This is a genomic window from Nonomuraea polychroma (assembly GCF_004011505.1).
Lineage (GTDB): Bacteria > Actinomycetota > Actinomycetes > Streptosporangiales > Streptosporangiaceae > Nonomuraea > Nonomuraea polychroma.
In genome coordinates this window covers 6,754,057-6,769,658 of the sequence record NZ_SAUN01000001.1, presented here as the reverse complement: position 1 = coordinate 6,769,658, position 15,602 = coordinate 6,754,057, and the positions used below count along the sequence as shown (strand labels likewise).

General features: G+C 69.4%; 16 protein-coding genes and 2 tRNA genes. 8 read left to right on the top strand and 10 right to left on the bottom strand.

The annotated features are described in order from the left end of the window. Positions 1-5 precede the first annotated feature (5 nt). From EDD27_RS30890 to pepN, 4 genes are all read right to left on the bottom strand, one after another. On the bottom strand, positions 6-878 hold the full coding sequence (locus EDD27_RS30890) for a carbohydrate ABC transporter permease (protein WP_127935505.1): 873 nt from the start codon (positions 876-878) through the stop codon (positions 6-8). Next, positions 871-1,809: a carbohydrate ABC transporter permease gene (locus EDD27_RS30885; protein WP_127935504.1), complete on the bottom strand. Its 939-nt coding sequence runs from the start codon at positions 1,807-1,809 to the stop codon at positions 871-873. The genes EDD27_RS30890 and EDD27_RS30885 overlap by 8 nt, the downstream gene beginning before the upstream one ends. Then, positions 1,806-3,053 carry an ROK family transcriptional regulator gene (locus EDD27_RS30880; protein ID WP_127935503.1) on the bottom strand — a complete coding sequence of 416 codons (1,248 nt, stop codon included), beginning with the start codon at positions 3,051-3,053 and terminating at the stop codon, positions 1,806-1,808. Before EDD27_RS30880 ends, EDD27_RS30885 begins: the two co-directional genes overlap by 4 nt. Before the next feature lie 133 nt (positions 3,054-3,186). Continuing rightward, on the bottom strand, positions 3,187-5,751 hold the full coding sequence (pepN, locus tag EDD27_RS30875; protein WP_127935502.1) for an aminopeptidase N: 2,565 nt from the start codon (positions 5,749-5,751) through the stop codon (positions 3,187-3,189). A 90-nt stretch (positions 5,752-5,841) separates the two neighbouring features. Here pepN and EDD27_RS30870 point away from each other — a divergent pair, with 90 nt between their 5' ends. Next, positions 5,842-6,462, top strand: coding sequence for a mycothiol-dependent nitroreductase Rv2466c family protein (locus EDD27_RS30870; RefSeq protein ID WP_127935501.1), 621 nt, complete (start codon positions 5,842-5,844; stop codon positions 6,460-6,462). Positions 6,463-6,592: 130 nt separating this feature from the next. After that, the gene (locus EDD27_RS30865; RefSeq protein ID WP_127935500.1) at positions 6,593-7,996 is read left to right on the top strand and encodes an aldehyde dehydrogenase family protein; all 1,404 of its coding nucleotides are present in this window, start codon (positions 6,593-6,595) and stop codon (positions 7,994-7,996) included. Here the strand turns inward: EDD27_RS30865 and EDD27_RS30860 are convergent. After that, positions 7,993-8,724: an SDR family oxidoreductase gene (locus EDD27_RS30860; RefSeq protein WP_127935499.1), complete on the bottom strand. Its 732-nt coding sequence runs from the start codon at positions 8,722-8,724 to the stop codon at positions 7,993-7,995. The genes EDD27_RS30865 and EDD27_RS30860 overlap by 4 nt on opposite strands. Positions 8,725-8,733: 9 nt before the next feature. Continuing rightward, complete coding sequence (def, locus tag EDD27_RS30855; RefSeq protein ID WP_127935498.1) at positions 8,734-9,219, bottom strand: peptide deformylase; 486 nt, start codon at positions 9,217-9,219, stop codon at positions 8,734-8,736. 90 nt (positions 9,220-9,309) lie between these two features. Between def and EDD27_RS30850 the strand changes: the two genes are divergently transcribed. Beyond that, positions 9,310-9,777, top strand: coding sequence for a ribose-5-phosphate isomerase (locus EDD27_RS30850; RefSeq protein ID WP_127935497.1), 468 nt, complete (start codon positions 9,310-9,312; stop codon positions 9,775-9,777). On the opposite strand, the gene EDD27_RS54650 is transcribed toward EDD27_RS30850, so the two are convergent. After that, complete coding sequence (locus tag EDD27_RS54650) at positions 9,778-9,927, bottom strand: hypothetical protein (protein ID WP_164903853.1); 150 nt, start codon at positions 9,925-9,927, stop codon at positions 9,778-9,780. Positions 9,928-9,937: 10 nt separating this feature from the next. Further along, a complete protein-coding gene (locus EDD27_RS30845; RefSeq protein ID WP_127935496.1) occupies positions 9,938-11,164 on the bottom strand; it encodes a GNAT family N-acetyltransferase in 1,227 nt (408 codons plus the stop codon). 118 nt (positions 11,165-11,282) lie between these two features. Between EDD27_RS30845 and EDD27_RS30840 the strand changes: the two genes are divergently transcribed. The 3 genes from EDD27_RS30840 (at position 11,283) to EDD27_RS30830 (ending at position 14,243) form a co-directional block, all read left to right on the top strand. Further along, on the top strand, positions 11,283-12,398 hold the full coding sequence (locus EDD27_RS30840) for a PP2C family protein-serine/threonine phosphatase (RefSeq protein WP_127935495.1): 1,116 nt from the start codon (positions 11,283-11,285) through the stop codon (positions 12,396-12,398). A gap of 177 nt (positions 12,399-12,575) precedes the next feature. After that, complete coding sequence (locus tag EDD27_RS30835; RefSeq protein ID WP_127935494.1) at positions 12,576-13,880, top strand: M50 family metallopeptidase; 1,305 nt, start codon at positions 12,576-12,578, stop codon at positions 13,878-13,880. A 6-nt stretch (positions 13,881-13,886) separates the two neighbouring features. Beyond that, complete coding sequence (locus EDD27_RS30830; protein WP_127935493.1) at positions 13,887-14,243, top strand: MmcQ/YjbR family DNA-binding protein; 357 nt, start codon at positions 13,887-13,889, stop codon at positions 14,241-14,243. A gap of 115 nt (positions 14,244-14,358) precedes the next feature. Here the strand turns inward: EDD27_RS30830 and EDD27_RS30825 are convergent, their stop codons facing one another. Both EDD27_RS30825 and EDD27_RS30820 read right to left on the bottom strand, forming a co-directional pair. Beyond that, positions 14,359-14,703: a VOC family protein gene (locus EDD27_RS30825; RefSeq protein WP_127935492.1), complete on the bottom strand. Its 345-nt coding sequence runs from the start codon at positions 14,701-14,703 to the stop codon at positions 14,359-14,361. Between the two features lie 175 nt (positions 14,704-14,878). Then, positions 14,879-14,955, bottom strand: a tRNA-Pro gene (locus tag EDD27_RS30820). 89 nt (positions 14,956-15,044) lie between these two features. On the opposite strand from EDD27_RS30820, the gene EDD27_RS30815 reads away from it, so the two are divergent. Both EDD27_RS30815 and EDD27_RS30810 read left to right on the top strand, forming a co-directional pair. Beyond that, positions 15,045-15,118, top strand: a tRNA-Gly gene (locus EDD27_RS30815). Positions 15,119-15,257: 139 nt separating this feature from the next. Continuing rightward, positions 15,258-15,506 (top strand): hypothetical protein, encoded by a 249-nt coding sequence (locus EDD27_RS30810; RefSeq protein WP_127935491.1) that lies wholly within the window; start codon positions 15,258-15,260, stop codon positions 15,504-15,506. Positions 15,507-15,602 lie beyond the last annotated feature (96 nt).

Sequence of the window (15,602 nt, the reverse complement as noted above, 5' to 3'; positions counted from 1 at the left end):
TTCCTTTACTTGAGCCCGCTCTGCGCGACGCTGGCGATGACGTGCTTCTGCGCGAAGACGTAGAGGATGAGGATCGGTACGACGCTGATCACCGACCCCGCCATGACCACGTCCCACTGCGTGGTGAACTGGCCGTGCAGCGTGGCCAGGCCCAGCGGGAGCGTCATGAACTCGGGCGACTTGATGATGATCAGCGGCCAGAGGTAGCTGTTCCAGCTGGCCATGAAGCCGAAGATGGCGAACGTGGCCAGCGCCGGCCGGATCAGCGGCAGCACCACGTACATGAAGATCCGGAAATGCCCGGCGCCGTCCAGGACGGCCGCCTCGTCGAACTCCCGCGGCACCTGGTTGATGGCCTGCCGCAGCAGGAACACCCCGAACGCCGAGGCGATCGTCGGCGCGAGCAACGCGAAGTACGTGTCGACGAGCCCGAACGTGCGCATCTCGATGAACAGCGGCACGACCAGCACCGGCAGCGGCATCATCAGCGTCGCCAGGTACACCGCGAACAACGCGCCCCTGCCGGGGAACGGCAGCCGGGCGAACGCGTAGGCGGCCATGGCGCTGGTGATGAGCTGCAGCACGGTGGAGGCCGCGCCGATCCAGGCGCTGTTGAGCACGATCCGCCAGAACGGCAGGGTCTCCAGGAGCTTGCCGTACGCGTCCAGGCTCGCGCCCTCGGGCGTGAAGTCAGGTGGCACGGCCAGGACGGCGTCGCCCGGCGTGACGGAGGTGATCACCGCCCACCCGAACGGGAACAACATCACCAGCGCGCCCAGCCCGACCAGCAGGTAGCGTGCTATTTGGCCGAGCTCCGCTCGGCGGGCTCCGATGGATGTCCTCGCTTCGCTGCGGATCCATCCTCGCGCTCTACCCATAGGTCACCCACCGCTTCTGGCCACGGATCTGGATGATCGTCACGATCAGCACGACCGCGAACAGCAGCCACGACAGCGCCGAGGCCGCGCCGGCCCGGCCGTACCTGAACGTGAGGTCGTAGATCTGCGACACCACGACCTGCGTCGCCCCGCCCGGCCCGCCACCAGTCATGATCTTGACCTGGTCGAAGACCTGGAAGCCGTTGATCAGCGAGATCACCACCACGAAGAACGTCGAGGGGGACAGCAGCGGGAGCGTGATGTGCCGGAACCTGCGCCACGGCGTGGCGCCGTCGACCATGGCGGCCTCCTGGTACTCGCGGGGGATCGCCTGCAGCCCGGCCAGCAGGATGATCATCACGAAGCCCAGGTCCTTCCAGGCCGAGGCCAGGATGACCGAGGGCATCGCCCAGTCCGGGTCGGTCCACCAGCCGGGGCCGCTGACCCCGAACAGGCCGAGAGCCCAGTTGACGATGCCGCTGGCCGGGTTGAGCAGCCACTTCCACATCAGCGCCACGACCACCCAGCTGGTGATCACCGGCAGGAAGTAGATGCCCCGCAGCAGGCTGCGCCCGGCCATCGCCCGGTTGAGCAGCATCGCCAGCCCGAGCCCGCCCGCGTAGACGAGCGGCAGGTAACCGGCGATGAAGGAGAGCGTGTGAAGGAAGGCCGCCCGGGTCTCCGGATCGCCGATCAGCTCGATGTAGTTGCCGAGGCCGACCCAGCGCATCTCGGTGATGAGGTCCCATTCGTGCAGGCTCGTCCAGAGCGAGCCGAGCATCGGGATGATCGTGTAGAGCGTCAGGGGGACGAGGCTCGGCAGCAGGAACACCGCGACGGTGCCGGCGTACCGCCAGCCCTTGCGTTGCTTCCGCGGGGCCGGCGGAGCCGCCTTCGGCCGGGCCGGGGCCAGCGTGTCAGGGGCGGTCATGACGTCGCCCCTATCAGGCGGGCGCGCACCAGGCGGCCCTGCTCTCCCGCGGCGCCTGCCGCGTCGAACGGGGTGGCCAGCACCAGCGCCGCCGCGCCCTGCGCCCAGCTGGTGTCATCCCAGCTCTCCACCTCGATCGAGATGTCGCGCCGCCCCGGATAGAGCTGAGCCCTGAGCGCCCGCTCGAAGCCGTCCTGCCAGAGCGGCCAGTCCGCGGTGCCCTCGCCGAGCACCACCACCACCTCCGGGTCCACGACGTTGATCAGCCCTGCCGTGGCCCGCCCCAGAATGGCCCCGGCCTCCTCGAACACCCCCCGCGCCACAGCGTCTCCGGCCGTGGCGGCGCGCCCGAGCGCCGCCACCGCCCCGAGCGGATCACGCCCGTCGCCGTGCCCGTCCCTCCCGTCGGGCACGGCGCGGACGTCCCCACGGTCGGCGGTCTTGGCGTGGGCCGCCGCGAGCAGGCCGGCCGAGCCCACGAACGCCTCCAGACAGCCACGGGCGCCGCAGCCGCACACCGGGCCGTCCGGGGCCACCGGAAGGTGGCCGAACTCGCCGGCGCCGCCGCGCGCCCCCCGGTACACCCGGCCGTCCGCGACGATCGCGGCGCCGACGCCGCGGCCGATGGTCACCACGAGGAAGTCCCGGTGCGTACGCCCCCGCCCGTAGAGCCGCTCGGCCGCCGCCAGCGCGTTCACGTCGTTCTCCACCAGCACCGGGAGCCGCAGCCGGCGCCGCAGCTGCTCGCCGACCGGCATCGCCTGCCAGCCGAGCGTCGGCGCGTTCACCGTGCCGACCGCCTGGTCGTCCACGCTGCCCGGCACCCCGACCCCGACCCCGAGCAGCGGCGGCCCGTCGCCCGGCACCACCGACTCCACGGCCGCCGCCAGCTCGTCGAGCGCGTCCGCCGAGGACGGGTCGAACGGCCGCTCCCACGACCCCAGCACCTCGCCGTCCAGCCGCACGTCCACCAGCACCAGGTGATCGGCCGTCACCTTGACGCCCAGCGCCCGCCCGGCCCCGCCGACCAGCCCGAGCCGCACGGCGGGCCGCCCGCCACGCGACGGCTTGAGGTCGAGCTCCTCCACCATGCCCTGTCCCATGAGCTCGCGGGTGAGCTGCGTGACGGTGGCGGGGCTGAGATCCAGTTCGCGTGCGATCTCAGTGCGGCTCAGCGGCCCGCCGGTGCCCAGCAGGGCCAGGATCGCCGTCCTGGTGAGGTCGCCGCGATCAGTGGCTGCCATCAAGGTCCAGACTTTCTTTAGAAGTAAAGTTAGTACCGAAATATGGGACTACCGGGCTCCGCTGTCAAGAGCCGGAAATGTCACGGAAACGCAAAGGCCCCCGCCGGCGTGGCGGGGGCCTTCAGGGCGAGGATCAGGCGGAGGCGGCGTCCTTCTCCCGGTTGCGCAGCGCGCGGCGGACGCCGTCGGCGCCCTCCAGGATCATCCTGCGCAGCGCCTGCGGCGGCTGCTCGGCCGCCAGGTAGTCATCCGCGGCCTGCACGGTCGCCTGCTCGATGAGCAGGGAGGGGAAGCAGCCCACCGCGAACGACGACGCCTGGTCGTACGTCCACTCCTTGTAGACGCGCCCGACCTCGGCGAAGTACTTCGCGCGGAACGGCTCCAGCAGCTCGGGGTGGTGCGGGTCCTGGAAGCCGCCGATCGTGGCCCTGGCGATGTGGTTGGCCAGCTTGCCGCTCAGGATCCGCTCCCACGCCGCGTTCTTGGCCTCGGCCGCCGGGATCGCGGCCCGGCAGTGCGCCGCCGACCGCTCACCCGTCGCCGTGGGGTCGCGCTCCAGCTCGGCCGCGATGTCGGCCTCGCCCATCCGCTCGCCGGTGACCAGCGCGTGCACCAGCGTCCAGCGCAGGTCGGCGTCCACGCTCAGCCCGAGGGGCACGTCCGTGCCGTCCAGGATCCCCTGGATCACGTCCAGGTCCTCCGCCGACGTGGCCACAGGCGCGAACGCCTGCACGTACGCCAGCTGGCGGTCCGACCCCGGCTCGGCCGCCCGCAGCAGCGAACGCAGCTCCCCGGCCAGCAGCGCCATGCCCTCCGGCCGCCAGGCCGGGTCCGCGTACTGCTGGGCCGCCATGCGCGCCTGCCGCAGGATCGTCTGCAGCACCGTGATGTCCGTGACCGTGCCCGCGCCCGAGACGACCAGCCTGACGTAGTCGCGCGTGGACATCTCGCCGTCGCGGGTCATGTCCCAGGCCGCCGACCAGCACAGCGCGCGCGGCAGCGACTCGGTGAACTTGACGATGCCGCCGTCCACCAGCGTCCGCAGCGAGTCCTCGTCGAGCCGGACCTTGGCGTAGGTCAGGTCGTCGTCGTTGAGCAGCACCAGGTCGGGCTGCTCCTCGCCGACCAGCTCGGCCACGCCGGTCCGCGCTCCGACCACGTCCAGCTCGACCCGCTTGGTGCGCGTCAGCTTGCCGTCCACCAGGGAGTACAGGCCGATCGCGATGCGGTGCGAGCGCAGGGTCGGGTAGTCGGCCGGCGCCTCCTGCAGGACCTCGAACCTGGTGAACCGGCCGTCGGACACCTCGAACGACGGGCGCAGCGTGTTGACCCAGGAGGTCTCCAGCCACTCCTTCGACCAGGCGGACAGGTCGCGTCCGGAGGTGCGCTCCAGGGCGTCGAGCAGGTCCTTCAGCTCGGTGTTGCCCCAGGCGTGCTCGTTGAAGTAGTCGCGCACGCCGGCCAGGAAGTTGTCCAGCCCCACGTACGCGACCAGCTGCTTGAGCACCGAGGCGCCCTTGGCGTACGTGATGCCGTCGAAGTTGACCTCGACCGCCTGCATGTCCGGGATGTCCGCGGCGATCGGGTGGGTGGACGGCAGCTGGTCCTGGCGGTAGGCCCAGGCCTTCTCCACGTTGGCGAACGTCGTCCACGCGCCCTTGCCCCACCGGGTGGCCTCGGCCTGGGCGAGCACGGACATGTAGGTGGCGAACGACTCGTTCAGCCACAGGTCGTCCCACCAGCGCATGGTGACGAGGTCGCCGAACCACATGTGCGCCATCTCGTGCAGGATCGTCTCGGCGCGCCGCTCGACCACCGCGTCGGTGACGCGGGAGCGGAAGACGTAGTCCTCCAGGAACGTCACACAGCCGGCGTTCTCCATGGCGCCGGCGTTGAACTCCGGCACGAAGGCCTGGTCGTACTTCCCGAACGGGTAACGCACGCCGAACACCTGGTGGAAGAAGTCGAAGCCCTGCCGGGTGAGCTCGAAGAGGTTGTCGGCGTCGAGGTGCTCGGCGAGCGAGGCCCGGCAGTAGAGGCCGAGCGGGATGCCGTCGTGCTCCGAGGTGACCTTGTGGTACGGCCCGGCGACCAGTGCCGTGATGTAGGTCGACATGACCGGCGTGACCGCGAACTCCCACCGCTTGGCCGCCTGCACCGTGCCGTGCTTGCCGGCCTGCTCCGGCAGGTGCTCCACGTGGACGGCGGCGGCGTTGGAGATCACCTCCCAGTCGGCGGGGGCCAGCACGGTCAGCCGGAACGTGGCCTTGAGGTCGGGCTGGTCGAAGCACGCGTACATGCGGTGGGCGTCGGCCGTCTCGAACTGGCTGTGCAGGTAGACGCGCTGGTCGACGGGGTCGACGAACCGGTGCAGGCCCTCGCCGGTGCGCATGTAGGCGCAGTCCGCGTCGATCCGCAGCTCATTGGACTCAGCGAGCGAGGGGAGCGGGAAACGGCCCTGCTCCGCGTCGTATTCGGCCACGTCGAGGTCCTGGCCGTTCAGCGTCACCTTGCGCACGTGCGCGCCGTGCAGGTCGATGAAGGTGGACGCCCCCGGGGTGGCGCTGCTGAAGCGGACGGTCGTGACGCTCTCGAAGCGCTCCTCCCCTTCCGTCAGGTCGAGTGCGACCTCGTACGACTCGACCTTCAGCAGCCGGGCGCGCTCGCGTGCCTCGTCCCGGGTCAGATTGCCTGCCAAGTTGCGCTCCTTTTCACCACTTCGTCGGGGTCGTCCGTCATCCTGTCACGGTGGGAATAGGACCCGAACCCCTTCAGGTTATGGCCAGACATGGCTGAGAAGATTCCCGTGGACCTCTGGTTCGACCCCGCGTGTCCGTTCGCCTGGGTCACGTCGCGGTGGCTGCTCGAAGTCGAGCAGGTCCGCCCCATCGAGCCCCGCTTCCGGTTCATGTCACTGCACTTCCTCAACGAGGACAAAGACGTTCCGGAGGACTACAAGGCCCGGGCCGCCAAGGCCATGGGATCGGTCAGGGTGGTGGCCGCGGCCGCGGCCAAGCACGGCGAGGAGTACGTCGGCCGCCTCTACACCGAGCTCGGCACCCGCCTGCACAACCAGGGAATGAGCAAGGAGCCGGAGCGCCTGCGCGAGGTCAACGAGGCCGCGCTCGAGGCCGTCGGCCTCGACAAGAACCTCGCGGACGCGATGGAGTCCGAGGAGTGGGACGAGACCATCCGCGCCTCGCACGACGAGGGCATCACGCTCGTCGGCCAGGAGGTCGGCACGCCGATCATCCGCGTCGGGGCCAACGCCTTCTTCGGGCCGGTGATCACCAAGATCATCCGCGGTGAGGAGGCAGGCCGGCTGTGGGACGGGGTGCTGGCGGTCACGGAGTTCGATGACTTCTTCGAGTTGAAGCGCACCCGGACCCGACGTCCGGCTTTCGACTGACAAATCGATATTCGTCAGCGCAATAGCCATACCCTGACGGGGGAAAAGAAGCAGGTGGCGGTGTAGAAGACTTATCCCGCGCTCGGACAGGCCCTCGCGGCCGGTCTGAAGCACTGTCAGGATGGTGGCCATGCGTCAGCTGTATATCGGCGGCTCCTGGACCGCGTCGGCGTCCGACGAGCCCATCGAGGTCGTGAACCCGGCCACGGAAGAGATCATCGACCGCGTGCCCGCGGGCTCCCCCGACGATGTGGAGTCGGCCGCCGACGCCGCGAGGCGAGCCTTTCCCGCCTGGTCGCAGACGGCGGCCGCGGAGCGGGGCAAGCTGCTCGGCGACGCGGCGGAGCTGCTCAAACAGCGCTCCCACGAGATCGCCAAGACCATCGCGACGGACATGGGGTCGCCGCTGGGCTTCGCGCTCAAGGTCCAGACGCTGATGCCGGCCGGTGTGCTGGCCTCCTACGCCCAGCTCGCCGAGAGCCACCCGCGCGAGTCCCGTGTCGGCAACTCGCTGGTCGTCAAGGAGCCGATCGGGGTCGTCGCGGCGATCACGCCGTGGAACTACCCGCTGCACCAGATCATCTGCAAGGTCGGTCCCGCGCTGGCCGCCGGCTGCACCGTCGTGCTCAAGCCGAGCGAGGTCGCGCCGCTGGCGGCGTACGCGCTGGCGGAGATCTTCGACGAGGTGGGCCTGCCCCCAGGCGTGTTCAACCTGGTGAGCGGGCGTGGCCCGGTCGTCGGCGAGGCCATGGCCGCCCACCCCGAGGTGGACATGGTCTCCTTCACCGGCTCGACGGCGGCCGGCCGCCGGGTCGCCTCGCTGGCGGCCGAGTCGGTCAAGCGGGTCGCGCTCGAGCTCGGCGGCAAGTCCGCCAACATCATCCTGCCCGATGCCGACCTGGAGACCGCCGTCAAGGTCGGCGTGGCCAACTGCTTCGTCAACGCGGGCCAGACCTGCTCGGCGTGGACCCGCATGCTCGTCCACCGCGACCAGTACGACGCCGCCGTCCGCCTGTCGGTCGAGGCCGCGGGCAAGTACGCCGTCGGCGACCCGTTCGACGAGTCCACCAGGATCGGGCCGCTGGTGTCCCAGGTCCAGCGCGACCGCGTGATCCGCTACATCAACCGGGGCCAGGAGGAAGGCGCCCGGCTGGTGGCCGGGGGGACCGAGCGGCCGCACGAGCGCGGCTACTACGTTGAGCCCACCGTGTTCGCGGCCGTGGAGCCGGGGATGACGATCGAGCAGGAGGAGATCTTCGGCCCGGTCCTGGCGCTGATCCCCTACAGGAACGAGGACGAGGCCGTCCATATCGCCAACGACACCAAGTACGGCCTGGCCGGCGCCGTCTGGTCGGGCACCGAGGACCACGCGGTCGCGGTCGCCCGCCGGCTGCGCACCGGCCAGGTCGCCGTCAACGGCGGCAAGTTCAACCCGCTGGCCCCCTTCGGCGGCTACAAGCAGTCCGGCGTGGGGAGGGAGCTCGGCGGGTACGGTCTGGAGGAATACCTGGAGATCAAGTCACTCCAGCTCTAGACGATCAACCCGCCGCTGGCGAGGAGATTGTGGCCGGTCACCCACCGCCCGTCGGGACCGGCCAGGAACGCGACCACGGCCGCGATGTCGTCGGGCCTTCCGAGCCGCTGCAGGGCCGTGAACGCCCGGGTCTGCTCCAGAGCCTCCGGCGGATTGGCGTTCCGCAGCATGTCGGTGTCGGTGGCGCCGGACGAGACGACGTTGACGGTGATCCCGCGCCCGCCGAGCTCCCGCGCCGCCACCTTGGCGAACTGCTCGATGGCGCCCTTGCTGCCGCAGTAGAGCGACAGCGCCGGCGCGGGCACCTGGGTGTTGAGCGTGGAGATGTTGACGATGCGCCCGCCGTCCCGCATCACCCGCGCCGCCCACTGCATGGCCAGGAACACCGCGCGGGTGTTGACCGCGAACGCCCGCTCGTAGTCCTCGTCCGTGATCTCCGCCATGGGCTTCTGCCCGCTGGTGGTGGCGGCGTTGTTGACCAGGACGTCCAGCCCCGGCAGCCGCGCCTCCGCCTCGGCGAACAGCCGCTCCAGGTCTTCCTTGCTGCCGAGATCCGCCCGCACGGCGTGCGCGCCGGTCTCCTTGGCGACCTGCTGCGCCGCTTCCTCCGAGTGCTCGTAACAGAAGACGACCTCGGCGCCGTCCTCCCTCAGCCGCTCCACGATGGCCCTGCCGATGCCCCTGGAGCCCCCTGTGACCAATGCGCCCTTTCCAGAAAGTACGCTCATGGCCCCAACCTATGCTTTCAGGACGATCTTGCGTGCTTCGTTCTTGGGGAGGCGGTCGACGTACAGCTTGCCGTCGAGGTGCTCGGTCTCGTGCTGGAAACACCGCGCCAGCGAGCCGCGGGCCTTGATCCGCACCGGCCGCTGCAGCCGGTCGAGCCCTTCGACGGTCACGCCCGCGGCCCGGGCGACCGGGGCATAGATCGGCAGGCGCGTCTGGCGGTCCGGCACCGACAGGCACCCTTCCTCGTCGACGATCTCCTCGGGGTCGTCGACCGTCAGCGTCGGGTTGATCACGTGGCCCTTGCGCTTGTTGATGTCGTACACGAACAACCGCCGCGACACGCCGATCTGCGGGCCGGCCAAGCCGACGCCGTTGACCGCGTACATCGCCTGGAACATCTCATCGATCAGGCGGCGCAGCTCGCGGTCGAAGTCCGTGACCGGCTCGGCGGGCGTGCGCAGCACCGGATCTCCGATCACGCGGATCTCTCGCATGGGCTCCTGCTTCCGTAAGGACTGGGCGTCGGGTCAGGTCCTTACTCTAGCCCGCGAGCCCCAGCGTCGGGGCTGTGGAAGACTGGTCGGGTGCGTGTCTACATCGGTGCCGACCATGCCGGCTATGAGCTCAAGAACCACCTGGTGTCCTGGATGAAGGACCACGGGCACGAGGTGACCGACTGCGGTCCCTTCGTCTACGACGCCGAGGATGACTATCCCGCGTTCGTGCTGCGTGCCGCCGAGGGCGTCGCCGGCGACCCCGCCAGCCTCGGGGTGGTGATCGGCGGCTCGGGCAACGGCGAACAGATCGCCGCCAACAAGGTGCGCGGCATCCGCGCGGCCCTGGCCTGGAGTGAGGAGACGGCCAGCCTGGCGCGCGAGCACAACAACGCCAACGTGATCAGCGTCGGCGCGCGCATGCACTCCATCGAGGACGCCACCAGGTTCGTCGAGGTCTTCCTGACCACGACGTTCTCCGGCAGCGAGCGGCACAGCAGGCGGATCGCCCAGCTGGCCACCTACGAGACGATCGGCCAGCTGCCCTCGCTGCCGTAACTATCGCCCCTTGCCCTTGGACTCGCGCCGGGGCATCTCGTCGCGCAGGGGCCGCCGGTCGGCGGCCTCCTGCTGCTCCTTCGACGGTCGCGACACGTCGCGGGCCCGCATGGCGATGGTCGCGGTGATCTGCAAGCTTTGCAGCGCCATGCCGTTCAGGTTAGAACACTCGACCGGCCCATGGCTTCGGACTCCAGGACATCGCGGTGGCCAGCGCGAGCACCGCGCCCTGCCGGCGCTCGCGCACCAGCCCCGCCTCCAGCTGCTGGACCAGCTGCCCGTCGCCCATGTACGCCGACCCGAGCGCGGCCACCGGCACGGTCACGTCGGGCTCGTCGTCGACCGGCTTGCACTCGGCGCCCGTGGTGTCCGCCGTAAGGCGCCAGCGGCCCGCGTTCCACGGGCACACGTCGTCCTCCACCTCGATCACCACGTCGACCGGCGCGGCATAGGCGCGGCCGGCCAGCGCTCGCTCGACGTCGACCAGGCGCACCCACAACTCGTCGCTCCAGCCGGCCCGCAACTGCCGCTGGTCGGCCAGCAAGGAGATCAGCGGGTCGTCCACCGGCCTGGCCGCCCGCACCGTCGTGATGAGGTCGCGATCGAGGACGCTGCGCCACAGCAGGGCGTAGGCCGCCGGGTCCGTCGCCTCCAGCTCGTGCAACTGCAGCTCCCCGGTGGGCAGGTCGTTGTCGTCCCAGGAGCCCTTGACCCTGAACAACGCGTATCCGCGCACGCCCCGATCGTCCTCCGCCAGCACCGAGCGCAGCGCACCCGCCCCTCGCTGGTCGAACTCCTCATCTGCCAGCGTGCTGTCCCAGAAGGCCGCGTTGCGCTCGTAGCGTCCCGGGCGCGCGGTCACCACGGACGCGAACACCTTCTCGAGATCGGCGCGCACGTCGGCGGGCTTGGCCACCCTGATCCTGAGCGAGGGGTCGACCGGCGCGTTCTTGACGAACGCCGAGCTGCGCTTGGGGATGCGGAACGACAGCAGGCTCGCGGCCCTGCCGTACCCGAACCTGCCGTAGATCACCGACTCGGAGGCGTACAACGCGGCGACCGGCTCGCCGCGCTCGCGGATGTCGGCGAGCTGCTTGCGCATCATCGACGACAGCACTCCGCGGCGGCGGTGCGAGGGCAGCACGCTGACGGAGGTCACGCCGCCGACGGGAAGCTGCCCGCCGGGAACCGTCATCCTGAAGCTGAGGACCGAGGTGACCCCCACCATGAGATCGCCGTCGAAGACGGCGAGGGTGCGGTCGAACTCCGTCTCGGCTTTCCAGCGCTCGGCCTGCTGGGCATGCGGAGTCCAGTTGAATGCCTCCTCGAGAACCCCGAGGAACGCGGGCCACTCGGCCTCACCGATGGGACGGATCGGATACGTCATCAGTCCACCGTAGGAGCGGGCGAAGGGGGAGGGCCACTGAATATCCGTGCTTAATGATCAAGGCCTTGGTCAAGTGGGCTGCCCAAACACGGGCCAGACCGATACAGTCAAGCGCATCATGAGTTCCCGTCCGGCGCCGCTGATCCCGCCACGGGTCCGTGCGGTCCTGGTGCGGGTGCCCTTTCTCGTGTCCATTGTCCGCTTCGTCCGCCGGGGTCCGCTGGCCCGCGACCGCAATCTGCTCATCGCGCTCTCCACACTCTCGGTCATCATCGGCGTGCTGGCCGCGAGGGTCTCGACCGAGTGGTTCTCGCCTTCGCTGCTCATCCTCGTCACCTTGGTCGGCGGGCTCCAGCTGCGGCTGCGCAGCCTGATCAAGCTGCTCGTGGCGGTGGGCGCAGCGCTCGGCTTCATCGCGATCACGCTCGGCCTGTCGCGGATCGGGCTGGGGCTGACCGTGACGATCGGATTCACCACCGTGCTCGCGCTGCTCATGGCCCGGACCAGGGGCAAGCTCGGCGTGCAGGGGCTCCGCGGCGACGCGATGCTGCTGGAGCTGCGTGACCGGCTCAAGAGCCAGGGCGAGCTGCCCCCGCTGCCCAAGGACTGGGGCGGCAAGGTGGTGCTCAAGCAGGCCGGCGGGTCCTCGTTCGGCGGTGACTTCCTGGTCTCCATGCGTGACGGAAACACCGTGGAGATCGCCCTCGTGGACGTGTCCGGCAAGGGCGTGGACGCGGGCACCAGGGCGCTGCTGCTGTCCGGCACGTTCGGCGGCCTCCTCGGCTCGGTCGACGACTTCCTGCCCGCCTGCAATGCGTACCTGCACCGCCAGCGGGGCGACGAGGGTTTCGTGACCGCCGTGCACGTGCGCCTCGACCTGGCCACGGGCGACTACACGATCACCTCGGCCGGGCATCCGCCGGTGGTGAAGTTCGACGCCGGCACCGGCAACTGGCAGGTCGCCTCGGCCAAGGGCGTGGTCCTCGGCGTGGTGCCCGATCTGCACTGCGAGCCCGACAGCGGCACGCTGCGCAAGGGCGACGCGCTGCTGCTCTTCACCGACGGGCTGATCGAGCAGCCGGGCCGCGACATCGACGCCGGGCTGGACCGGCTGCTCGGGGAGGCGGAGCGGCTGCTGCCGTCCGGGTTCCGCGACGGCGCGAGAGCCCTGGTCAACGCCATGGCCTCCGGCCACAACGACGACTGCGCCCTGGTCCTGATCTGGCGGCCGTAGCGGCCGGTCGTGCGGCGCTTCCTGGGGCGCCTGGTAGGACGCCTGGTGGGGCGCTTTTCGGGGCGCTTTTCGGGGGCACCGAGCCATGCCTGGCTTCACTGGCACCACGTCGCGTCGTGGGAGTTCGACTACCCTGGGGCTGTCGGGACCGTCCGCCTTGCCCTGGAGCGCGCATAGATGAACTGGCTCTTTCTGGTGGGGATCCTCATCTTCCTGGTCGGGTTGATGCTCTCCATCGCCTTGCACGAGCTGGGCCATCTCGTGCCCGCCAAGCTCTTCGGCGTCAAGGTGACCCAATACATGGTCGGCTTCGGCTCCACCGCGTGGTCACGGCGTAAGGGCGAGACCGAATACGGCATCAAGTGGATCCCGTTCGGCGGCTACATTCGCATGATCGGCATGCTGCCGCCGCGCCCCGGCGATGAGCCGGGGAAGGTCAGGAGCACCTCGACGGGCCCGTTCCAGGCCCTCATCGAGTCGGCCAGGGACGCCGCCCAGGAGGAGGTCCGGCCCGGGGACGAGGATCGCGTCTTCTACCGCAAGAAGTGGTGGCAGAAGGTCATCATCATGTCCGGCGGGCCGCTGATGAACTTCGTGCTCGCGTTCGTGTTCTTCAGCATCCTGCTGGTCGGCATCGGCCTGCCCAGCTGGGCTCCGGTCGTGTCCCCGGAGACCAACACGTGCGTGATCCCGATCGCGGAGCAGCGCACCACGTGCAAGCCCACCGACCCGCTGACCCCCGCGGCCCAGGCCAAGTTGCAGCCCGGCGACCGCATGGTCTCCTTCGACGGCCAGAAGATCAACACCTGGGAGGACGCCACCCGCCTCATCCGCGGCCACGGCCCCGGCCCGGTCAAGCTCGGCATCGTCCGCGACGGCAAGCCGATGACGCTCGACGTCACCCTCATTGCCCAGGATCGCCCCAACCTCCAGGATCCCCAGAAGATCGACAAGAACGTCGGCTTCCTCGGCGTCCTGCCGACGGAGGTCATGGAGCGCCAGAGCATGGGCGAGGTCGTCGGCTACATGGGCGAGCTGACGGCCCGCGTGGCGCAGTCCCTGCTCAACCTGCCGGAGAAGATGGTCGGAGTCTGGCACGCGGCCTTCTCGGGCGACGAACGCGACCCTGAGGGCCCGATCGGCGTCGTGGGCGCAGGCCGCTTGAACGGCGAGATCCTCGCCTCCGACCTGTCCAACGAGAAGAAGCTCGCCTTCGTCGTCAACATACTGGCCGGCTTCAACCTGGCGATCGGCATGTTCAACCTCATCCCGCTGCTGCCGCTCGATGGCGGCCACGTGGCCGGCGGGCTCTGGGAGGGCATCAAGCGGGCGTACGCCAAGATCATGCGCCGTCCCGAGCCGAAGTACGTGGACATCGCGAAGGTGCTGCCGCTGACGTACGCGATCGCCATCGTCATGATCATCATGGCGAGCTTGCTGGTCTACGCCGACCTCGTCAACCCCCTCACGCTGACGGGCTGACCGGCCGTGGACGCCTCCCTGGACCGGCTGCGCGCGCTCTGCCTGGCCCTGCCGGAGGTCACCGAACGGCTCAGCCACGGAGAGCCGACGTGGTTCGTCCGGGGGAAGAAGACGTTCGTGATGTTCGCCGACCACCATCACGACGACCGCCTGGCCTTCTGGTGCGCGGCCCCGTCGGGAGCCCAGGAGGAACTGGTGTCCGAGGACCCCGAGCGCTTCTTCCGGCCACCGTACGTGGGGCATCGCGGCTGGCTCGGCGTCTATCTGGACGTGCCGGAGGTGGACTGGTCGGAGGTGGCCGAGATCGTCGCCGACGCCTACCGCCAGATCGCCCCGAAGTCCCTCATCGCCCGCATGCCCTGAGGGTGGAGAACCGTCACCCGGACCGGCCCGCACCGCGCAGGGCTCGGACATGACTCGGGGGACCTGGGCGGTGGGCGTTGGCATGGCACGGGCGAACGCAGCACAGCTTGACCGGCTACTGGGCGGGTGCCTCCGCGAGCGACAGGCTGTTGCCGTCCGGGTCGAGGACTTCCACGTGGCGGACGCCGTTGCCGTAGGTCTCCACGGGCTCGTGCTCGATGCCGTGCGCGGCCAGCCGGGCCAAGATGTCGTCGAGGTCGGTCACGCCGAGCGTGATCATGGTGCCGCCCACCCGTGCGGCCCGCACGCGCCGGTCGTCGATGACAACCCACGCGTTCTCACCGACCTGCCACAGGTACTCCTCGCCGATGATCTCGTCCGCCGGCCGCCCGAAGAACACTTCGAACCATTTCTGCGATGTCGCCCGGTCACGCACGCACACGACGCTGTACAAGTCCACGGAACCGCTCCTTCCAGCCGTTTCGCAAGAGAGACCACTCCCGCTGTCGAAACTCATCGGCCGTTGACAGCCCGGGGCGGTAGCGATGGATCGCATCGTCGGAACATCCGGGGAACGATAGACAAGCAAATAGACAAGCAACAGGCCCCTTCCATATCGGAGGGGCCTGTTGAGCTGGTCGGGGCGACAGGATTTGAACCTGCGACTTCTTGCTCCCAAAGCAAGCGCGCTGCCAAGCTGCGCCACGCCCCGTCTCGCCGAGTGCGCATACGCTCCGGGACTCCGGTACGCTTACGCCCTGACGACCGGATGAAGTCTAGACCAGACTTCGACCGGTTCGCGCGGACGTAGCTCAATGGTAGAGCCCTAGTCTTCCAAACTAGCTACGCGGGTTCGATTCCCGTCGTCCGCTCCAAGGGCAAAGGCCCAGGTCAGGGAGATGATCCCGAGCCTGGGCCTTACTGTTGCCCGATCTTGATTATTTGTCGTGCCACTCACGTGCCATCCGCCTTGCCGGCGTGGTGTGGGGCCGAGAGCGGCTCTATGATCAACTCATGCGCGGCGGGTACAGCGAGCCATTGGCGATGCTCGGCTACGTGGTGGGGATGCTGATCACGCCGATCGCTGGACAGTGGGCAGCCGCGGTCGGCGATGGCGCCCTGCTCAGCGAGCTGCTCTTCATGTGCGAGGCGCTGTTCTCCATCGCGTTCCTCTTCGGCCTGGTTCGCCTCCTGCTCCGGGCCGTGCGATGGCTTGTCAGGGCATCGGTACGACCCGGACGGAGTCGCGAAGCGTCACCCTGATGGTCGACGCCATGAGCGCCACATGTCATCGACGTGCGGCAGCGCTGACGGCTCGCGGACGGGCCGTGGGCTCCTGCGTGGGTGGCGGCGCTCGTA